Source organism: Pseudomonas sp. W2Aug9 (assembly GCF_023127755.1).
Classification (GTDB): domain Bacteria; phylum Pseudomonadota; class Gammaproteobacteria; order Pseudomonadales; family Pseudomonadaceae; genus Aquipseudomonas; species Aquipseudomonas synxantha_A.
Genome location: NZ_SPKL01000029.1, coordinates 72,548 through 87,860, shown reverse-complemented (window position 1 = coordinate 87,860; position 15,313 = coordinate 72,548). Strand labels below are relative to the sequence as shown.

At 60.7% G+C, this 15,313-nt stretch carries 13 protein-coding genes and 1 pseudogene; 7 read left to right on the top strand and 7 right to left on the bottom strand.

The window, feature by feature from the left end; genetic code table 11:
• Positions 1–136: 136 nt before the first annotated feature.
• Both E3O56_RS19175 and E3O56_RS19170 read left to right on the top strand, forming a co-directional pair.
• The gene (locus E3O56_RS19175) at positions 137–517 is read left to right on the top strand and encodes a RidA family protein (protein WP_032875277.1); all 381 of its coding nucleotides are present in this window, start codon (positions 137–139) and stop codon (positions 515–517) included.
• Positions 518–724: 207 nt separating this feature from the next.
• A complete protein-coding gene (locus E3O56_RS19170) occupies positions 725–2,704 on the top strand; it encodes a U32 family peptidase (protein ID WP_032875276.1) in 1,980 nt (659 codons plus the stop codon).
• Here E3O56_RS19170 and E3O56_RS19165 read toward each other — a convergent pair.
• Positions 2,682–3,584 (bottom strand): DMT family transporter, encoded by a 903-nt coding sequence (locus E3O56_RS19165; protein ID WP_248128789.1) that lies wholly within the window; start codon positions 3,582–3,584, stop codon positions 2,682–2,684. The genes E3O56_RS19170 and E3O56_RS19165 overlap by 23 nt on opposite strands.
• A 108-nt stretch (positions 3,585–3,692) precedes the next feature.
• On the opposite strand from E3O56_RS19165, the gene E3O56_RS19160 reads away from it, so the two are divergent.
• A complete protein-coding gene (locus E3O56_RS19160; protein ID WP_032875274.1) occupies positions 3,693–4,133 on the top strand; it encodes an Lrp/AsnC family transcriptional regulator in 441 nt (146 codons plus the stop codon).
• A 67-nt stretch (positions 4,134–4,200) separates the two neighbouring features.
• Here E3O56_RS19160 and E3O56_RS19155 read toward each other — a convergent pair.
• Positions 4,201–5,367, bottom strand: a pseudogene (locus E3O56_RS19155) (aminotransferase class I/II-fold pyridoxal phosphate-dependent enzyme); the annotation flags it as partial.
• A 195-nt stretch (positions 5,368–5,562) separates the two neighbouring features.
• Here E3O56_RS19155 and E3O56_RS19150 point away from each other — a divergent pair.
• A complete protein-coding gene (locus tag E3O56_RS19150) occupies positions 5,563–6,909 on the top strand; it encodes a sodium:proton antiporter (RefSeq protein WP_248128786.1) in 1,347 nt (448 codons plus the stop codon).
• Positions 6,910–7,029: 120 nt separating this feature from the next.
• Here E3O56_RS19150 and E3O56_RS26810 read toward each other — a convergent pair whose 3' ends face one another.
• The 3 genes from E3O56_RS26810 to E3O56_RS19140 form a co-directional block, all read right to left on the bottom strand.
• Positions 7,030–7,164: a hypothetical protein gene (locus E3O56_RS26810; RefSeq protein ID WP_005788437.1), complete on the bottom strand. Its 135-nt coding sequence runs from the start codon at positions 7,162–7,164 to the stop codon at positions 7,030–7,032.
• 11 nt (positions 7,165–7,175) lie between these two features.
• Positions 7,176–7,388: a hypothetical protein gene (locus E3O56_RS19145; RefSeq protein ID WP_032875270.1), complete on the bottom strand. Its 213-nt coding sequence runs from the start codon at positions 7,386–7,388 to the stop codon at positions 7,176–7,178.
• Positions 7,389–7,473: 85 nt separating this feature from the next.
• On the bottom strand, positions 7,474–8,019 hold the full coding sequence (locus E3O56_RS19140; protein WP_032803895.1) for a hypothetical protein: 546 nt from the start codon (positions 8,017–8,019) through the stop codon (positions 7,474–7,476).
• A 425-nt stretch (positions 8,020–8,444) separates the two neighbouring features.
• Here E3O56_RS19140 and E3O56_RS19135 point away from each other — a divergent pair, with 425 nt between their 5' ends.
• Positions 8,445–9,854 carry a circularly permuted type 2 ATP-grasp protein gene (locus E3O56_RS19135; RefSeq protein WP_005788442.1) on the top strand — a complete coding sequence of 470 codons (1,410 nt, stop codon included), beginning with the start codon at positions 8,445–8,447 and terminating at the stop codon, positions 9,852–9,854.
• A gap of 2 nt (positions 9,855–9,856) precedes the next feature.
• Positions 9,857–10,807 carry an alpha-E domain-containing protein gene (locus tag E3O56_RS19130; RefSeq protein WP_005788443.1) on the top strand — a complete coding sequence of 317 codons (951 nt, stop codon included), beginning with the start codon at positions 9,857–9,859 and terminating at the stop codon, positions 10,805–10,807.
• Positions 10,808–10,933: 126 nt separating this feature from the next.
• Here E3O56_RS19130 and E3O56_RS19125 read toward each other — a convergent pair whose 3' ends face one another.
• Both E3O56_RS19125 and E3O56_RS19120 read right to left on the bottom strand, forming a co-directional pair.
• Positions 10,934–13,192, bottom strand: coding sequence for an ATP-dependent DNA helicase (locus tag E3O56_RS19125; protein ID WP_248128785.1), 2,259 nt, complete (start codon positions 13,190–13,192; stop codon positions 10,934–10,936).
• The gene (locus E3O56_RS19120) at positions 13,189–14,835 is read right to left on the bottom strand and encodes a VRR-NUC domain-containing protein (RefSeq protein ID WP_248128784.1); all 1,647 of its coding nucleotides are present in this window, start codon (positions 14,833–14,835) and stop codon (positions 13,189–13,191) included. Before E3O56_RS19120 ends, E3O56_RS19125 begins: the two co-directional genes overlap by 4 nt.
• A gap of 188 nt (positions 14,836–15,023) precedes the next feature.
• Between E3O56_RS19120 and E3O56_RS19115 the strand changes: the two genes are divergently transcribed.
• Positions 15,024–15,248: a YgdI/YgdR family lipoprotein gene (locus E3O56_RS19115; RefSeq protein ID WP_005788446.1), complete on the top strand. Its 225-nt coding sequence runs from the start codon at positions 15,024–15,026 to the stop codon at positions 15,246–15,248.
• Positions 15,249–15,313 lie beyond the last annotated feature (65 nt).

Here is a 15,313-nt window from a genome sequence, read left to right as displayed (position 1 = left end):
GTTCGTTCACTGACATGCTGGCGCAAGCTTACCTGTTAGAGGGGGCAGCAACTACAGACGCAGGCGCCGTGACCTTCGAGCGGGCAGTGTTTAAACTGTTCGCCAACCTTCGATCCGCACTGCACATGAGACCTACATGGCCAACCACGATCTTTCTTTCACTCCCGACCCAGATGCCGACTCCATCTCCTCCGATGTCATCGGCTTCAACGGCATTCTGGTCTCGACCCAAATCCCGACCCACGCCGACGGCAGCCTGGAGCTGGGCGACATCACCCTGCAAAGCGAATGCACCCTGCAAGCGCTCAAAGTCGCGCTGGAAAAAGCCGGCAGTTCCATGGATCGGGTGATGCACCTGACCATCTATCTCACCGATATGGCCGACCGCGCTGCGTTCAATGAAGTCTACAAGCGCTTTTTCGCCAAGCCATGGCCGGTGCGGGCTGCGGTGGGTGTGGCTGCGTTGGCGGTGGACGGGATGCGTGTTGAAGTAACGGCAATGGCTGCCAAAGCCTGATATCTCAGAGCGCTATGAACAATGTGGGAGGGGGCTTGCTCCCGATAGCGGTGGGTCAGAACAGTTTTAATTACTGACACACCCTCATCGGGAGCAAGCCCCCTCCCACACAGGGCCCTGGGCCCGACAGCCCTGCGGTAGATGCCGGCCGGGCATTTCACGGCTACAATGCGCGCCTCGACCGTGACAAGCCTGACTAAAAAAACTATGTCCTTGCCCAAGCATCACCTTGAATTGCTCAGCCCTGCACGCGATGTCGCCATTGCGCGCGAGGCCATTCTGCATGGCGCCGACGCCATTTATATCGGCGGGCCGAGCTTCGGCGCTCGCCATAATGCGTGTAACGACGTGAGCGATATCGCTCAACTGGTGGAATTCGCCCGTCGATACCACGCCCGCGTCTTCACCACCATCAACACCATCTTGCATGACAACGAGCTGGAGCCAGCGCGCAAGCTGATCCACCAGCTGTATGACGCAGGTGTAGACGCGTTGATCGTGCAGGATCTGGGCGTGATGGAGCTGGATATTCCGCCCATCGAGCTACACGCCAGCACCCAGACCGACATCCGCACCCTGGGCCGGGCAAAGTTTCTTGATCAGGCCGGTTTCTCGCAGTTGGTATTGGCCCGTGAGCTGAACCTGCAGGAAATCCGCGCAATCGCCGACGAAACCGATGCCGCCATCGAATTCTTTATCCACGGCGCCCTGTGCGTGGCGTTCTCCGGGCAGTGCAATATTTCCCATGCGCAGAATGGCCGCAGTGCCAACCGTGGTGATTGCTCCCAGGCCTGCCGTCTGCCGTACACCTTGAAAGATGACCAGGGCCGCGTCGTGGCCTTTGAAAAGCACCTGCTGTCGATGAAAGACAACAACCAGAGCGCCAACCTGCGCGCGCTGGTCGAAGCGGGTGTGCGTTCATTCAAAATCGAAGGCCGCTACAAGGACATGGGCTATGTGAAGAACATCACCGCCTACTACCGCCAGCGCCTCGACGAAATCCTCGAAGACCGCCCGGATCTGGCCCGTGCCTCCAGCGGGCGTACCGCGCACTTCTTCGTGCCCGACCCGGAAAAAACCTTCCACCGTGGCAGCACCGACTATTTCGTCACCGATCGCAAGATCGACATCGGCGCGTTCGACACCCCGACGTTTACCGGCCTGCCGGTGGGTGTGGTGGAAAAAGCCGGCAAGCGTGACTTGCAGGTAGTCACCCATGAGCCGCTTTCCAACGGCGATGGTCTGAATGTGCTGGTCAAGCGTGAGGTGGTAGGGTTCCGCGCCAATATCGCCGAGCCTAAAGGCGAGTTCGAAGAAGACGGCGAGAAGCGCTATCGCTACCGCGTCGAGCCGAATGAAATGCCGGCCGGCCTGCATCAGTTGCGCCCCAACCATCCTTTGAACCGTAACCTGGACCATAACTGGCAACAGGCACTGCTCAAGACGTCCGCCGAACGCCGTATCGGCCTGGCGTGGGTTGCACGCCTGCGTGAAGAGCAGTTGCACCTCACCGCCACCAGCGAAGAAGGCATCAGCGCCAGTGTCACCCTGCCCGGCCCGTTTGGTGTAGCCAACAAGCCGGAACAGGCACTGGACACCCTGCGCGATCTGCTCGGCCAGCTCGGCACCACGGAGTATCACGCCACCCGCATCGAGCTGGACGCGCCGCAGGCGTTCTTCATCCCCAACTCGCAGCTCAAGGCCATGCGCCGTGAAGTGATCGAAGCCCTGACCGCCGCCCGCATCAAGGCGCACCCTCGGGGTGGACGCAAGGCCGAGACCACCCCGCCGCCGGTGTATCCGGATGCGCATCTGTCATTCCTGGCCAACGTCTATAACCAGAAGGCCCGCGACTTCTACCACCGTCACGGCGTGAAGCTGATCGATGCGGCCTTCGAAGCCCACGAAGAAACCGGCGAAGTGCCAGTAATGATCACCAAGCATTGCCTGCGTTTCTCGTTCAACCTGTGCCCCAAACAGGCCAAGGGCGTCACCGGCGTGAAGACCAAAGTCGCGCCGATGCAGTTGATCCACGGCGACGAAGTGCTGACCTTGAAGTTCGATTGCAAGCCGTGCGAGATGCATGTGGTGGGCAAGATCAAGGGGCATATTCTTGGGTTGCCGCAGCCGGGCAGTGCTGTAGAGCATTTCAACCCGGAAAACCTTATCTATCAGGGCACGCACTGACCTGACGGGCGCGGGGCCACCACCAGCCCCGCTGCAACCCGGCAGCGGCCAGCAGAATCGCCGCCACACCCAGCCATTGCAGCCACCCCAGGCGATGCCCGAACGCAATCCAGTCCACCAGGATCGCCGCAATCGGATAGATGAACGACAACGCGCCGGTCATCGCCGTGGGCAGCTTCTGAATAGCCCCGTACAGCAACACATACATCAAACCGGTATGCACCACGCCCAATGTCGCCAGTGCCGCCCAGGCAGTGGTCGACCCGGGCAAGCTGTGCCAGGGCACCAGCGGCGCCAGCAGCACGGCGCCGGTGGTCACCTGGATCAACGCCATCAAATGCGGCGGTACGTCCTTCAGGCGTTTGATGATCAGCGCCGCCACCGCGTACAAAAATGCCGCGCCCAAGGCCAAGGCAATGCCAGCAAGATAATTCCCACCACCCGCTTGCTCACCATGGGCGGTCACGATCGCCAACATGCCCAGGAACGCCACACTCAGCCACGCCATTTTTTGCACGGTGATCTTCTCACCGAGAAACACCGCTGCCAGCATCACCAGTATGAACGGCTGCACGTTGTACACCGCCGTGCTGATCGCGATGGACGCACGGGAATAGGACTCGAACAGCAACAGCCAGTTACCGACGATCGCCACGCCGCTGAGCACTGCCGCCCCTAGCTTGGCCCAGTTGAGTAACTCCAGGCGCAAATACCCCAGCAACGCGCACACCAGCATCAGTGTCAGCGCGCCAATCACGCAGCGCCAGAACACCACCTCAAGCACCGACACGCCCGACACCAGCACAAACCAGCCAATGGTGCCGGAGATCAGCATGGCAGCGATCATTTCCCAGGTTCCGCGACGGATTGATGTATCCATGATTGAGGCTCCTCAAGTGAGGCTCAATTATGGCAATCTGCTCGACACGGCTACAGCGACTAAAAAAGGCAAAACCCAGGATTCACCTTTTCTTATTAGGCAAAGCTCATGATCGACACTATCGACCAGCAATTGATCGCCGCCTTGATGGACGACTCGCGCCTGTCCCTCAAGACCCTGGCGGGCATCACCGGTTTGTCTTCGCCGAGCGTCAGCGAACGTCTGCGCCGCCTGGAAGAGCGCGGCGTGCTGACCCACTACACCGTCGACATCGACCCCAAGCACTTCGGCTACCTGCTGCAAGCCATCGTGCGCATCCGCCCCCTGCCCGGCAAACTGCAGGAAGTGGAACGCCAGATCCAGGCGATCCCCGAGTTCACAGAATGCGATAAGGTCACGGGCGACGACTGCTTTATCGCACGCCTGCATGTACGCACCATGGAGCACCTCGACACGCTGCTGGACCGGCTGAATACCTATGCCGAGACCAACACCGCTATCGTCAAGAAAACCCCGGTGAAACGGCGTTTGCCGCCGTTGGCTGACTAACAGGGCTGCGTAGCCTGTGGGAGAGTTGGGCAAGTACTCACGCCCAGTGCACGGCCCGCTCACTGGCAAGCTGTTCAACAAACAGCACAATCCGCCGACAGGCTTGCGCCAGACGCTCCTCGCCCAAGGTAAAGGAAAGCCGAACGAAGCCCTGGGCCGGCTCGCCGAAGGCTGCCGCGTCCAGCACCGACACGCCAGCTTCACGAAACAGGCGCCAGGCGAAATCCAGGGACCCCAGGCCCGTATCGCGCACATCCACCAACACAAACATGCCCGCTTGCGGCGCCTGCACGCGGATGCCCGGGCAGGCGCTCAAGGCAGTCACCACCAGGTCGCGTCGGCGTCGGTAAGTCTCAAGCATGCCTTGCGTGACTTCGTCATGGGCCAACACCGCAGCTGTCGCCGCCTCCATCACGAAGCCGGGCAAGCCGTACATCATGCTCAACAGCAGGGTTTCAGCGTGCTGCACCATTTGCGCTGGGGCGATAAGCCAACCGATTCGCCAGCCGGTCATGGCATGGGACTTGGACAAGCTGCCGATCACAATGCAGCGCTGCGCCATGCCCGGCAACGCCGCGAGGCTGTGGTATTGACCGTCGAACACCAGGCTTTCGTAGACCTCATCCACTACCACCCACAGGTCATGTGCGATCGCCAAGTCCGCAATGGCTTGCAGCTCTTGCCGGTTGAGCACCACGCCAGTGGGGTTGTTCGGATTGGAAAAGAATATCGCCCGGGTGCGCGGCGTGATCGCGGCGGCGAGCAATGGTGGATCCAGTCGAAAGCCGGACTGCGCACTGCAGGGCACCCGCACCAGAGTGGCGCCGCTGGCCTTGAGCGTGGCTTCGTAGGTAACGTACATCGGGTCGAGCACCAACACTTCGTCGCCGGCCTGCAACAGGCATAGCGAGCTGATGAACAGCGCGTTCTGCGCACCGGGCACGATGATGACGTTGTCAGCCGCCAACGGGCGGGCCAGGGTCTGGCTGTAACGGGTCGCGATCGCCTCGCGCAAGGCCGGGCGCCCGGCGATCTCGGTGTAGTGGGAATCTCCCGCGTGCAAGGCATTGACGGCGGCGTCAGTGATAAAGGCCGGCGTGGCGAAATCCGGGTCGCCGACGCTGAGGATGATGACGTCTTCGCCCTGGCCGGCAGCGTCGAACGCAGCGTGGTGGATGTCCCAGGCGGCGACGCCCTGCCCTGCAATTCGCTCAACGAAGGGAGAAAACCTCATGCCAGAGCCTCTGGTGAAAGAATAAAGACGCAAATCCATAAATATGCGCGCGGCAACAATCGGTCAACTTAGTGCATAGCAAACCGTCGTTCAATGGATAAATAGGGCCTTGTCCCCGTGGCAGGCAATCACATTGAACCCCCTCCCGGTCGCTGTTCTCAAACCTGCATAGACCACGGCCCTGGAACACGCACGATGACTTTCATTCTATGGTTGGCCGTATTGGGCGCCGTACTGCTCACCCTCGCCCTCACCTCCTCCTATTTGCGCTGGATGCCGGTGACCACCTCAGCGGTGTGCTTGTTGCTGGGCATCGCCATTGGCCCGCTGGGCGTGGACTTGTTGCACCTGGACGTGAAGGGCTCAGCGCGCTGGATGGAGCACCTGACGGAAGTGGCGGTGCTGTTTTCGCTGTTTGTCAGCGGTTTGAAATTGCGCCTGCCGCTCAAGCACCGCACCTGGCGCATCGCCTTTGGCATGGCCGGGCCGGTGATGCTGCTGACCATCCTCGGCACCTGCCTGTTGCTGCACTACCTGTTCGATTTAACCTGGGGCGTTTCATTGCTGGTGGGAGCGATGCTGGCGCCCACAGATCCGGTGCTGGCCGGCCTGGTGCAGGTCAACAATGCCCAGGACTATGACGCATTGCGATTCGGCCTGTCCGGCGAAGCAGGGTTGAACGACGGCACTGCGTTTCCTTTTGTGATTTTTGGCCTGCTGTTCATGCAACATGGCGGTTTCGACGGCGACTGGTTCGGCGGCTGGGTGCTGAAGAACCTGCTGTGGGCGGTACCGGCCGGGCTGTTGATGGGTTACTGGATGGGCCGCGGCATTGGCCGTATCACCCTGCGCCTGCGCTTGATCAATGCCGATAGCACCCTGTCACCGAATGACTACCTCACCCTCGCGCTGATTGCCCTGGCGTATGTGACGGCTGAAGCGGTCGGCGGCTACGGCTTCTTGTCGGTGTTTGCGGCGGGCCTGGGGCTGCGCCAGGCCGAGGTCAAATCCACCGGTTATGCGCAAACGCCGGCCGAGCACCTGGCCCAGCCGGTGGTGGGCCATCTGGAGATCGAGCCCGAGCAGGCGCTGCACGGTGACGTCAGCCAGTTGAAGGACACCCAGATCGCCGCCGGCGTGATGATGGGCGACATGCTGGCTTTTGGCAGCCTGGTCGAGCGCTCGATGGAAGTGTTTCTGGTCAGCGTATTGGGCATCGTGTTGGTCAGCCATTGGGATTGGCGCGCGCTGGCGGTGGCGGCGTTGCTGTTCTGTGTGGTTCGCCCGCTCAGCGTGTTTGCGATGCCTTGGGGCAGCCTGCTGGATCGGCGGCAACGCAGCCTGGTCAGTTGGTTTGGTATTCGCGGGATCGGCAGCCTCTACTACCTGTTCTATGCGCTCAACCATGGGCTGATAGGTACCAGCAGCGCCGTGGCGGTGAACCTGACCCTCTCGGTGATCGCGCTGAGCGTGATGGTGCATGGCCTCAGCACCCAGCCCTTGCTGGCGTGGTACGAACGACGCGCCGTGCACAAAAAATGAATCCTGCGCCGCGCTTGGCGTGATGGATAACTGCGTACCGGGCCAGGAGGTTTCACTGGATCAAGCACAGGAGGGAGATCTCCTGTTCAAGTTCACCGATCCCTCTGGCCCGCCGCCGGATCAATCCTGACTGTCGGTATTGCCGACGTCGGCCGCTTCATCCAGATCGTTGAGCGGCACTTGCGCATCATCCATCAGCGAACCCGGATCTTCATTGCCGGGGTCGTTGAGTTCTTCGTCGAGTTCTTTTGACATGACCGTCTCCGTTAACCGCCTTGGGTATCGATATCGGCATCGGTTTCAGGCTTGTGCTCGCGCTCAGGCTTGAAGTCTGGACTGTAGTCGTTTTCCTTGGCCTTGGGGTCGCTGGCAGGCGTCGGGTCCTTGGGCGCATCGGCAGCGGTGCCCGGAGCGGGCTCGCCACCATCGATGGCAGGGTCATTGCGGTTGCTGGTTTGGGGATCGTTGGATGTAGACATGGCATACCTCTTCACAGACCGGTGATAAATCTTTACCGCGTAAAGCTAAGGCGCCACGTGCCCCAGTGAAGTTCCGTCCGATTGCTCAGCGCAGTGGATTGTCCACCTGGATATAAAACGCATAGATGCCCAGCACCAGCCAGAACACCATGAACAACCACGGCGCGCGCATGGAAAACAGCAACGACTTGCGATAGCCCTTGTGACTGGACTCCATTTCGGAAAACAGCGGCGATTCATCGTAGGCCAGGCCCATCACCGGCTCGCTGCGCAGCAATTCGCTTTGCTTGTAGTGCCAGTGATCAATGATCTGGTAGGCCGCGCGTATGCCAGGCCAGGCGTTGAGCGAGCTGAGAATACCCAGCGCGGCGAGGATCACCGGCACCACCAGCGTGAACAGCTTGCCCCATTCCGGGTTGAGGTTGCCCATGCCGGACACGAAAGCGATCACCAGAAACGATTGCGCAGTGAGGTAAGCGTCGGTGCGGTTGGCCAGGATGCTGGTTTCGTACTGGATCTCGCGCCGGTAGAAGTCGAGGCGATCCTTGGGCGAGCCGAAGATCTTGGCGTTGTGTTCGCTATGGTCGGTCAGGGCCGCTTCCGGCGTGTTTGGGGAGATGATTCGGGGCACAACGATGCTCCACAAAGTGACGGGACTCATTAGAAGAATCGGGCGTGGATGAAGTTCAAGTTTCTTGTGCACCAAGTCAGGGCGCCCTCTGCCCCCTTGTCGTGAGCCCGCTTCTGTGGCGAGCGAGCTTGCTCGCGCTGGGCTGCGCAGCGGCCCCCACAAAAGCGCGAGCGCTGCGCACTCCAGCGCGGGCAAGCTCGCTCGCCACAGGTAATTGCCACCTTGTGTGCGTTCCGGCACATCCCTTGCTTTATCCATTCATCTACCCGAAAACAGGAGCATTCGTTACCCCGCGACCCAGAGCCGACTCCATAAGAAAGTAAGGACCAGGCCTGTTGGCACCCTCAGCCACGGGCTCATAAGAACATGCGTTTTTTAAGCGGCAGTGCCACCCAGGAAACCCTCGGCACTGACAAGGTACTGGAATGGCTCGAACTTTCTTCGATGAAATGAATGACGCAAACGGCGTATGCCGCGCCCACTATCAGGATTTTTCCCGCTGGCTGGCCAACACGCCGCCGGAACTGCTGGCCCAGCGTCGCCGTGAAGCCGACTTGCTGTTCCATCGCGCCGGGATCACCTTCACCCTGTATGGCGACGAGCAAGACACCGAACGCCTGATTCCCTTCGACATCATCCCCCGCAGCATCCCCGCCAGTGAGTGGAGCCTGATCGAGCGCGGCTGTATCCAGCGGGTCAACGCACTGAACATGTTCCTCGCCGACATCTACCACGACCAGCGCATTATCAAGGCCGGGATCATTCCGGCAGAACAGGTGCTGGGCAACGAGGGCTATCAGAAGGCGATGGTCGGCCTGGACCTGCACCGCGACATTTACTCGCACATCTCCGGTGTCGACCTGGTACGCGACGGCGACGGCACCTATTACGTGCTCGAAGACAACCTGCGTACCCCCAGCGGCGTGAGCTACATGCTCGAAGACCGCAAGATGATGATGCGCCTGTTCCCGGAAGTGTTCGCCAAGCAACGCATTGCGCCGGTGGACCACTACCCCAACCTGCTGCTCAAGACCTTGAAAAGCGCCAGCCGCCTCGATAACCCCAATGTGGTGGTATTGACCCCTGGGCGCTTCAATAGCGCTTTTTTCGAACACGCGTTCCTGGCGCGGGAAATGGGCGTGGAGCTGGTCGAAGGCGCCGATCTGTTCGTGCACGACCTCAAGGTATTCATGCGCACCACCGATGGCCCCAAGGCGGTGGACGTGATCTACCGGCGCATCGACGACGCCTTCCTTGACCCCGAGGCGTTCAACCCCAAGTCAATGCTCGGCGTACCCGGCCTGGTGGCGGCCTATTGCGCGGGTAATGTGGTGCTCGCCAACGCGATCGGCACCGGGGTGGCTGACGACAAGTCGATCTACCCCTATGTGCCGGCGATGATCCGCTTCTATCTGGACGAGGAGCCGGTGCTGCAAAACGTACCGACCTTCCAGTGCCGCAAGCCCGATGAACTGTCCCATGTGCTGGCCAACCTGGAACAACTGGTGGTCAAGGAAACCCAGGGTTCCGGCGGCTACGGCATGTTGGTGGGCCCCGCCTCCAGCGCAGCCGAGATCGAAGATTTTCGCCAGCGCATCAAGGCGCGTCCCCACGCTTATATCGCCCAACCGACCTTGAGCCTGTCCACTTGCCCGACCTTTGTCGAAAACGGCATCGCGCCCCGGCATATCGACCTGCGCCCCTTCGTGCTCTCGGGCAAGGAAACCCGCCTGGTGCCGGGCGGCTTGACCCGCGTGGCGCTGAAGGAAGGTTCGCTGGTCGTCAACTCGTCGCAAGGCGGCGGAACCAAGGACACCTGGGTGGTGGAGGGCTGAGTATGTTGAGTAGAACCGCTGCTGATCTGTACTGGATGTCGCGCTACCTGGAACGCGCCGAGAACCTGGCGCGCATGTTGGAAGTCAGTTATTCACTGTCGTTGATGCCCCAGGCCGGGCGCAGCGATGGCCTGGATGAGCTGGCAATGTCGTTGCTCAGCAGCGGCACCCTGGACAGCTACCTGGAGCGTCACCAGACCCTGGATGCCGAGCGCATGTTGCACTTCTTCGCCCTGGACGAAGAAAACCCGGCCAGCATTTACAACTGCCTGCGCGCCGCCCGAGGCAATGCCCACGCCGTGCGCGGGCGCATCACCGCCGATATGTGGGAAAACCTCAACGCCACCTGGCTGGAAATGCGCAGCATCGCCGCCGGCGGCCTGGCGCGGCATGGCATCAGCCACTTCTGCGACTGGGTCAAGCAACGCTCGCACCTGTTTCGCGGCGCGACCTCGGGCACCATCATGCGCAATGACGCCTACCGGTTTATTCGCCTGGGCACCTTTGTCGAACGCGCCGACAACACCTTGCGCCTGCTGGATGCGCGCTATGAGATGTTTGGTGAAGAGTCCGAAGAAGTCAGCGACTTGTCGGCTCGCGGTTATTACCAGTGGAGCGCCCTGCTGCGTGCGCTGTCCTCGTTCGAGGCGTACACCGAGTTATACCCCAACGCCCTGAATGCACGCTCGGTCTCGGAGCTACTGCTGTTACGCAGCGATGTCCCGCGCTCGCTGCACGCGTGCATCGAAGAGTTGAGCCATATCCTCGCCGACTTGCCCGGCAGTTACGGACGCACGGCGCAGCGCCTGGCGGCGGAGTTCGAAGCAAGGCTGCGGTATACCGGGATCGATGAGATTCTGGAAGATGGACTGCACGCCCGGTTGACGGACTTTATCGACACCGTGCGCGAGTTGGCGCGGGCGATACACAGTTCTTACCTGGAAGTAATCTAAGCAACACCACCGCTCAAATGTGGGAGGGGGCTTGCTCCCGATAGCGGTGGGTCAGCTACATACTGGCTGGCAGATACGCCGTAATCGGGAGCAAGCCCCCTCCCACATTTGAATCGCCGTAATCTGTCAAACATTGATCGCCCACCACCTCGGCAGCAACTGTCGAACCCGCGACTCGCCAAAGCGGTCATCGATCAGCATTACCACGCCGCGATCGTGCTGGCTGCGGATCACCCTCCCCGCCGCTTGCACCACCTTCTGGATGCCGGGATACAGGTAGGTGTAGTCATACCCCGCGCCGAAAACCTCGCCCATGCGTGCCTTGATCTGTTCATTCACCGGGTTGAGTTGCGGCAAGCCCAGGGTGGCAATAAAAGCGCCAATCAAACGCGCCCCCGGTAGGTCGATACCTTCGCCAAACGCGCCGCCCAATACCGCAAAACCGATGCCTTGGCTGTGCTGGGTGAACTGGTCCAGGAACGCCTGGCGCTCGGCCTCGGCCATGCCGCGTGACTGCAGCCACAGTGTAATCTGCGGGTATCGCTCGGCGAGTAACTGCGCCACTTGCTGCAGGTAATCGAAGCTGGAGAAAAACGCCAGGTAGTTGCCCGGCTGCTCGGCAAATTGCCGGGCGATCAATTCCACAATAGGTTCCAGCGACGCCTGGCGGTGCACAAAGCGTGTAGAGATGCGCTCAACGATGCTGACCTGCAATTGCTCGGCCTTGAACGGCGACTCTACATCGACCCAGGCAGTATCCGCCGGCAACCCGAGTAAATCGGAGTAATAGTGGCGTGGGCTCAGGGTCGCGGAAAACAGCACGCTGCTGCGAGCCGCCGTCAATCGGGGCCGGATGAATTCGGCCGGCACCACATTACGCAGGCACAGGGTCGAGCTACTGCGCTTGCCACTGAACTGGCGCTTGCTGATGTCGAAGATGAAGTGTTCGTTGAATAGCTCGGCCACCTTGGAAAATTGCAGTGCTTCAAAGTAGAAGGCTTGCAGGTCGCCATTGAGGGACTCGGGGTGATCGTTGAAGTAGTCGCCCATGGCGCTGGTGCACAGGCTCAGGGCCTGTAGCAGTTTGTCGGGCCGGGTGGCATAGGCCTGATACGGCGCGACTTGTTCCTTGTGCAACGCGTTCCACTCGCGGTTCAGGCGCTGCAAGGGTTTGTTCAGCGGCTCGGGCGCGGTATCGCGCAAGGTCTTGAGGCTGTATTGGTCGAGGCTGGCGCTGTACATCGAACGGGCGCGTTCCACCAGGTTATGGGCCTCGTCGACCAGCGTCGCAACACGCCATTGGTTCAACTGCGCCAGGCCGAATAACAGGGCGCCGAAGTCGAAAAAATAGTTGTAGTCGGCGACCACCAGGTCGGCCCAGCGCGCCATTTCCTGGCTGAGGTAATACGGGCACACGTCATGGGCCAGCGCCACACTGCGCAGGCTGCGCTGATCGAGCAGGCGAACCCTGGACGCGGCATGGCGGGCGGCGGGCAAGCGGTCGTAAAAACCCTTGGCCAGTGGGCAGGAATCACCATGGCAGGCTTTATCCAGGTGTTCGCACGCCTTGTCCCGTGCAACCAGCTCAAGTACGCGCAGCGGCAGATCCGGACTGCTGTCGTACAGCACCTGGGCGGCATCCAGGGCGAGCTTGCGCCCCGGCGTTTTGGCGGTAAGGAAGAACACCTTGTCCAGCTGCTGCGGCGCCAGCGCCTTGAGCATCGGGAAGAGGGTACCGACGGTCTTGCCGATGCCCGTGGGCGCCTGGGCCATCAGGCAACGACCGGTGCTGACCGCCTTGTAGACCGACTCGGCCAACGTACGCTGCCCGGGACGAAAATCGGCATGGGGAAATGCCAGGGCTTGGGCGGCCTTGTTGCGCTTATCGCGGTGCTGCATTTCCAATTGTGCCCAGTCGAGGAACAACGCACATTGCTGATTGAAAAAGCGCTCAAGCTGCGCCGCCTCGAAACGTTGGTTCAGCAGCGTCTCGCCTTCGCCAACGATATCGAAGTACACCAGCGCCAAGTCGATTTCGCCGAGGCCGAGCTTCTGGCACATCAGCCAGCCATACACCTTGACCTGGGCCCAGTGCAGTTGCCGATGGTTGGCGGGCTGGGCAGAGAGGTCGCCGCGGTAGGTTTTGACTTCTTCAAGGCGGTTGGCGTCGGGGTCGTAGCCGTCCGCCCTGCCCCGCACGTTGAGCTGCTGGTATTGCCCCTCCAGGGCGACTTCATTCTGGTAGTGCGCGCTGCGCCGGGACGCCACCGTACGGTGGCCGACGATACCTTCCTGGGCGCTGGGCGACGGGGTAAAGCGCAGGTCAAGGTCGCCGACCTTGGCCGTGAACTCACACAGCGCCCGTACGGCCACGCTGTAACTCAAGCGGGTTGCTCCGCCCAGCGCACGTAACAGACGGTGACCGGCATCTGGTACTCGCCGCAAAATTGCAGCCAGCGCAATTGGTTGTCTTGCAGGCGGTCGCCCGGGCCCTTGACCTCGATCATGCGGTAGGTTTTTTGTGCAGGCCAGAACTGGATCAGGTCCGGCATTCCGGTGCGGTTGGCGCGGATATCCAGCAGCAGGCGTGTGAACCAATGGCGCAGGTGCTCGGCGGGCAGGCAGGCCAGGGCTTGCTCCAACAGCTCTTCGCTGAGCAGGTTCCAAAACACGAAAGGTGATTGGATACCCCATTTGTCCAGAAAACGTTGGCGGATGGTGGCCTTGTAGCGCTCATCCCCCAGTTGCTCGAAACACGCAGCAAACAACGCCTCGCGGCGTTGATGGAAGTCTTCGCTGTGCAGGTCCGCCGGCCCACGCTGGAACGGATGGAAGAACGCGCCCGGCAGTGGCGCGAAAATCGCTTCCCAGCACAACAGGCCGAACAGCGAGTTGATCAACCCATTCTCGACGTAATGCACCGGTGCCTCGGGCTCGTTCAGGTGCGCCTGGACGCAGTATTCCACCGACATCAGCGGCGCCTGGGCGAGTGCCAGGTCAAGGCGTGCAACCGCTTGCGGCTTGGCCTTGGGCAACGCCGGTTCGCCGAGTTTGCGGCGCAGGCGCGGCAATACACGCAGCAAGTGCTGTTGTTCAGCGGCGCTTTCCGGGGCCTGCTGAGCTGCGGTGGCCAGGGCCAGCGCTCGGGCGTAATCCTCTTGGCGCTCAACGACCCGGATCAACCGCGCACGTGCACCGGGATAGGCGCAGGCAAGGTAGATCTGTTCAGCCAGCGCAAGCTCGGCGCAGCGCTCGCAATACTGGCCGATCTGGAACAACAGCTTGGCGCGGCGTTTTTCCAGCCAGGGGTTGTCGGTGCGCAGGCCGGCGATCTGCACCAGCAGCGTGTCCAATGCCTCACCGGCTTCAAACGCTTGCTGGCACTGGTGCAGGAACAGGAACCCCACCACGTCGTCACGCGTGCGTAACCCGCGGGACTCGGCGCAAATCTCGACTTTTTCATAGGTGTAGATGCCCAGGTCTGCCAGCACGAACTCGGACCAGTCCTGGTGCAGGTTGCCAAAGAACATCAAGCGCAGGCGATCACACAACGCCATGACCGTAAGGCTATAGAGCACATCATCCAAGCCCGGGCACCATTGAGCAAAACTGCGCGGCTCGCTGAACTGCGCCGCCAGCGGTTCGAGCCAGGTGGCCTTGTTGCCCTTGGGCTGATCGATCCAGGGCCTGAACGCGCCGAGGATTTCGCCCTTTTGCAGCAAGGCGAACAAGGTGGCAAACGGCAGCGGGCTTTGGTCATCCACCCATCCCAGTTCTCGTAATGGGCCCGCTGCCGCATGGGGGCAGCCGATTTCCACATAATTAAGCTTGGTGCCGCGAAAATGCACACCCTTGCGCATCACCATGCGCACCAATAACGCCTGGGACGCCTGGGGCAACCCGTCAAATTGCTGAATGAAATGCTGTTCGTCCGCATCGAGCAGATCGGCATAGCGTTGCCCCAGCCAGGCCAGGACCTGACGGAAGTTATGCAGGTAATACAAGGGGTCTTCGAGGGGGTTGGCCATGGCGCAAGGGAGTCAAATACTGGTTATGCATACAGAGTGCCGATGCAAAGCCGTTGTTGCAATCGGTAATAGATAAATGGCGCCTGCAACTTTTTGCAAAAAAACGATCAGATGAGGGAGTTGATCGCGTAACATTTATAGCCCACAGCCAGACGCTGCGGGACTTTTCAGGGTTAAAGGTAAGGGTTATGAACATGAAGAATTTGGGTCTGCCGCTGGTTGCACTCACTTTTCTGGTATTGGCCGGTTGCTCCACGCAAACGGTAGTGACATTGCAAAATGGCACGCAGTATTTGACCAAGGACACGCCCAACGCCAAGACAGCCGACGGCTTCTATGAATTTACCGATATCGCCGGCAAGCGCATTCGCATCAAGGCCGATGATGTAGCCACGGTGCGCAAGGAAAACTAATCTTCGAATCAACACCGATCAAATGTGGGAGGGGGCAGGCCCCCTCCCACAGTTTTCAACCGCAT

Bases quoted from the DNA above. Each gene is read 5' to 3' on its own strand.
- E3O56_RS19120 (WP_248128784.1), bottom strand. From the start codon at position 14,835: ATGGCCAACCCCCTCGAAGACCCCTTGTATTACCTGCATAACTTCCGT.
- E3O56_RS19160 (WP_032875274.1), top strand. From the start codon at position 3,693: ATGATCGACACTATCGACCAGCAATTGATCGCCGCCTTGATGGACGAC.
- E3O56_RS19170 (WP_032875276.1), top strand. From the start codon at position 725: ATGTCCTTGCCCAAGCATCACCTTGAATTGCTCAGCCCTGCACGCGAT.
- E3O56_RS19175 (WP_032875277.1), top strand. From the start codon at position 137: ATGGCCAACCACGATCTTTCTTTCACTCCCGACCCAGATGCCGACTCC.
- E3O56_RS26810 (WP_005788437.1), bottom strand. From the start codon at position 7,164: ATGTCAAAAGAACTCGACGAAGAACTCAACGACCCCGGCAATGAAGAT.
- E3O56_RS19135 (WP_005788442.1), top strand. From the start codon at position 8,445: ATGGCTCGAACTTTCTTCGATGAAATGAATGACGCAAACGGCGTATGC.
- E3O56_RS19165 (WP_248128789.1), bottom strand. From the start codon at position 3,584: ATGGATACATCAATCCGTCGCGGAACCTGGGAAATGATCGCTGCCATG.
- E3O56_RS19115 (WP_005788446.1), top strand. From the start codon at position 15,024: ATGAACATGAAGAATTTGGGTCTGCCGCTGGTTGCACTCACTTTTCTG.
- E3O56_RS19130 (WP_005788443.1), top strand. From the start codon at position 9,857: ATGTTGAGTAGAACCGCTGCTGATCTGTACTGGATGTCGCGCTACCTG.
- E3O56_RS19150 (WP_248128786.1), top strand. From the start codon at position 5,563: ATGACTTTCATTCTATGGTTGGCCGTATTGGGCGCCGTACTGCTCACC.
- E3O56_RS19145 (WP_032875270.1), bottom strand. From the start codon at position 7,388: ATGTCTACATCCAACGATCCCCAAACCAGCAACCGCAATGACCCTGCC.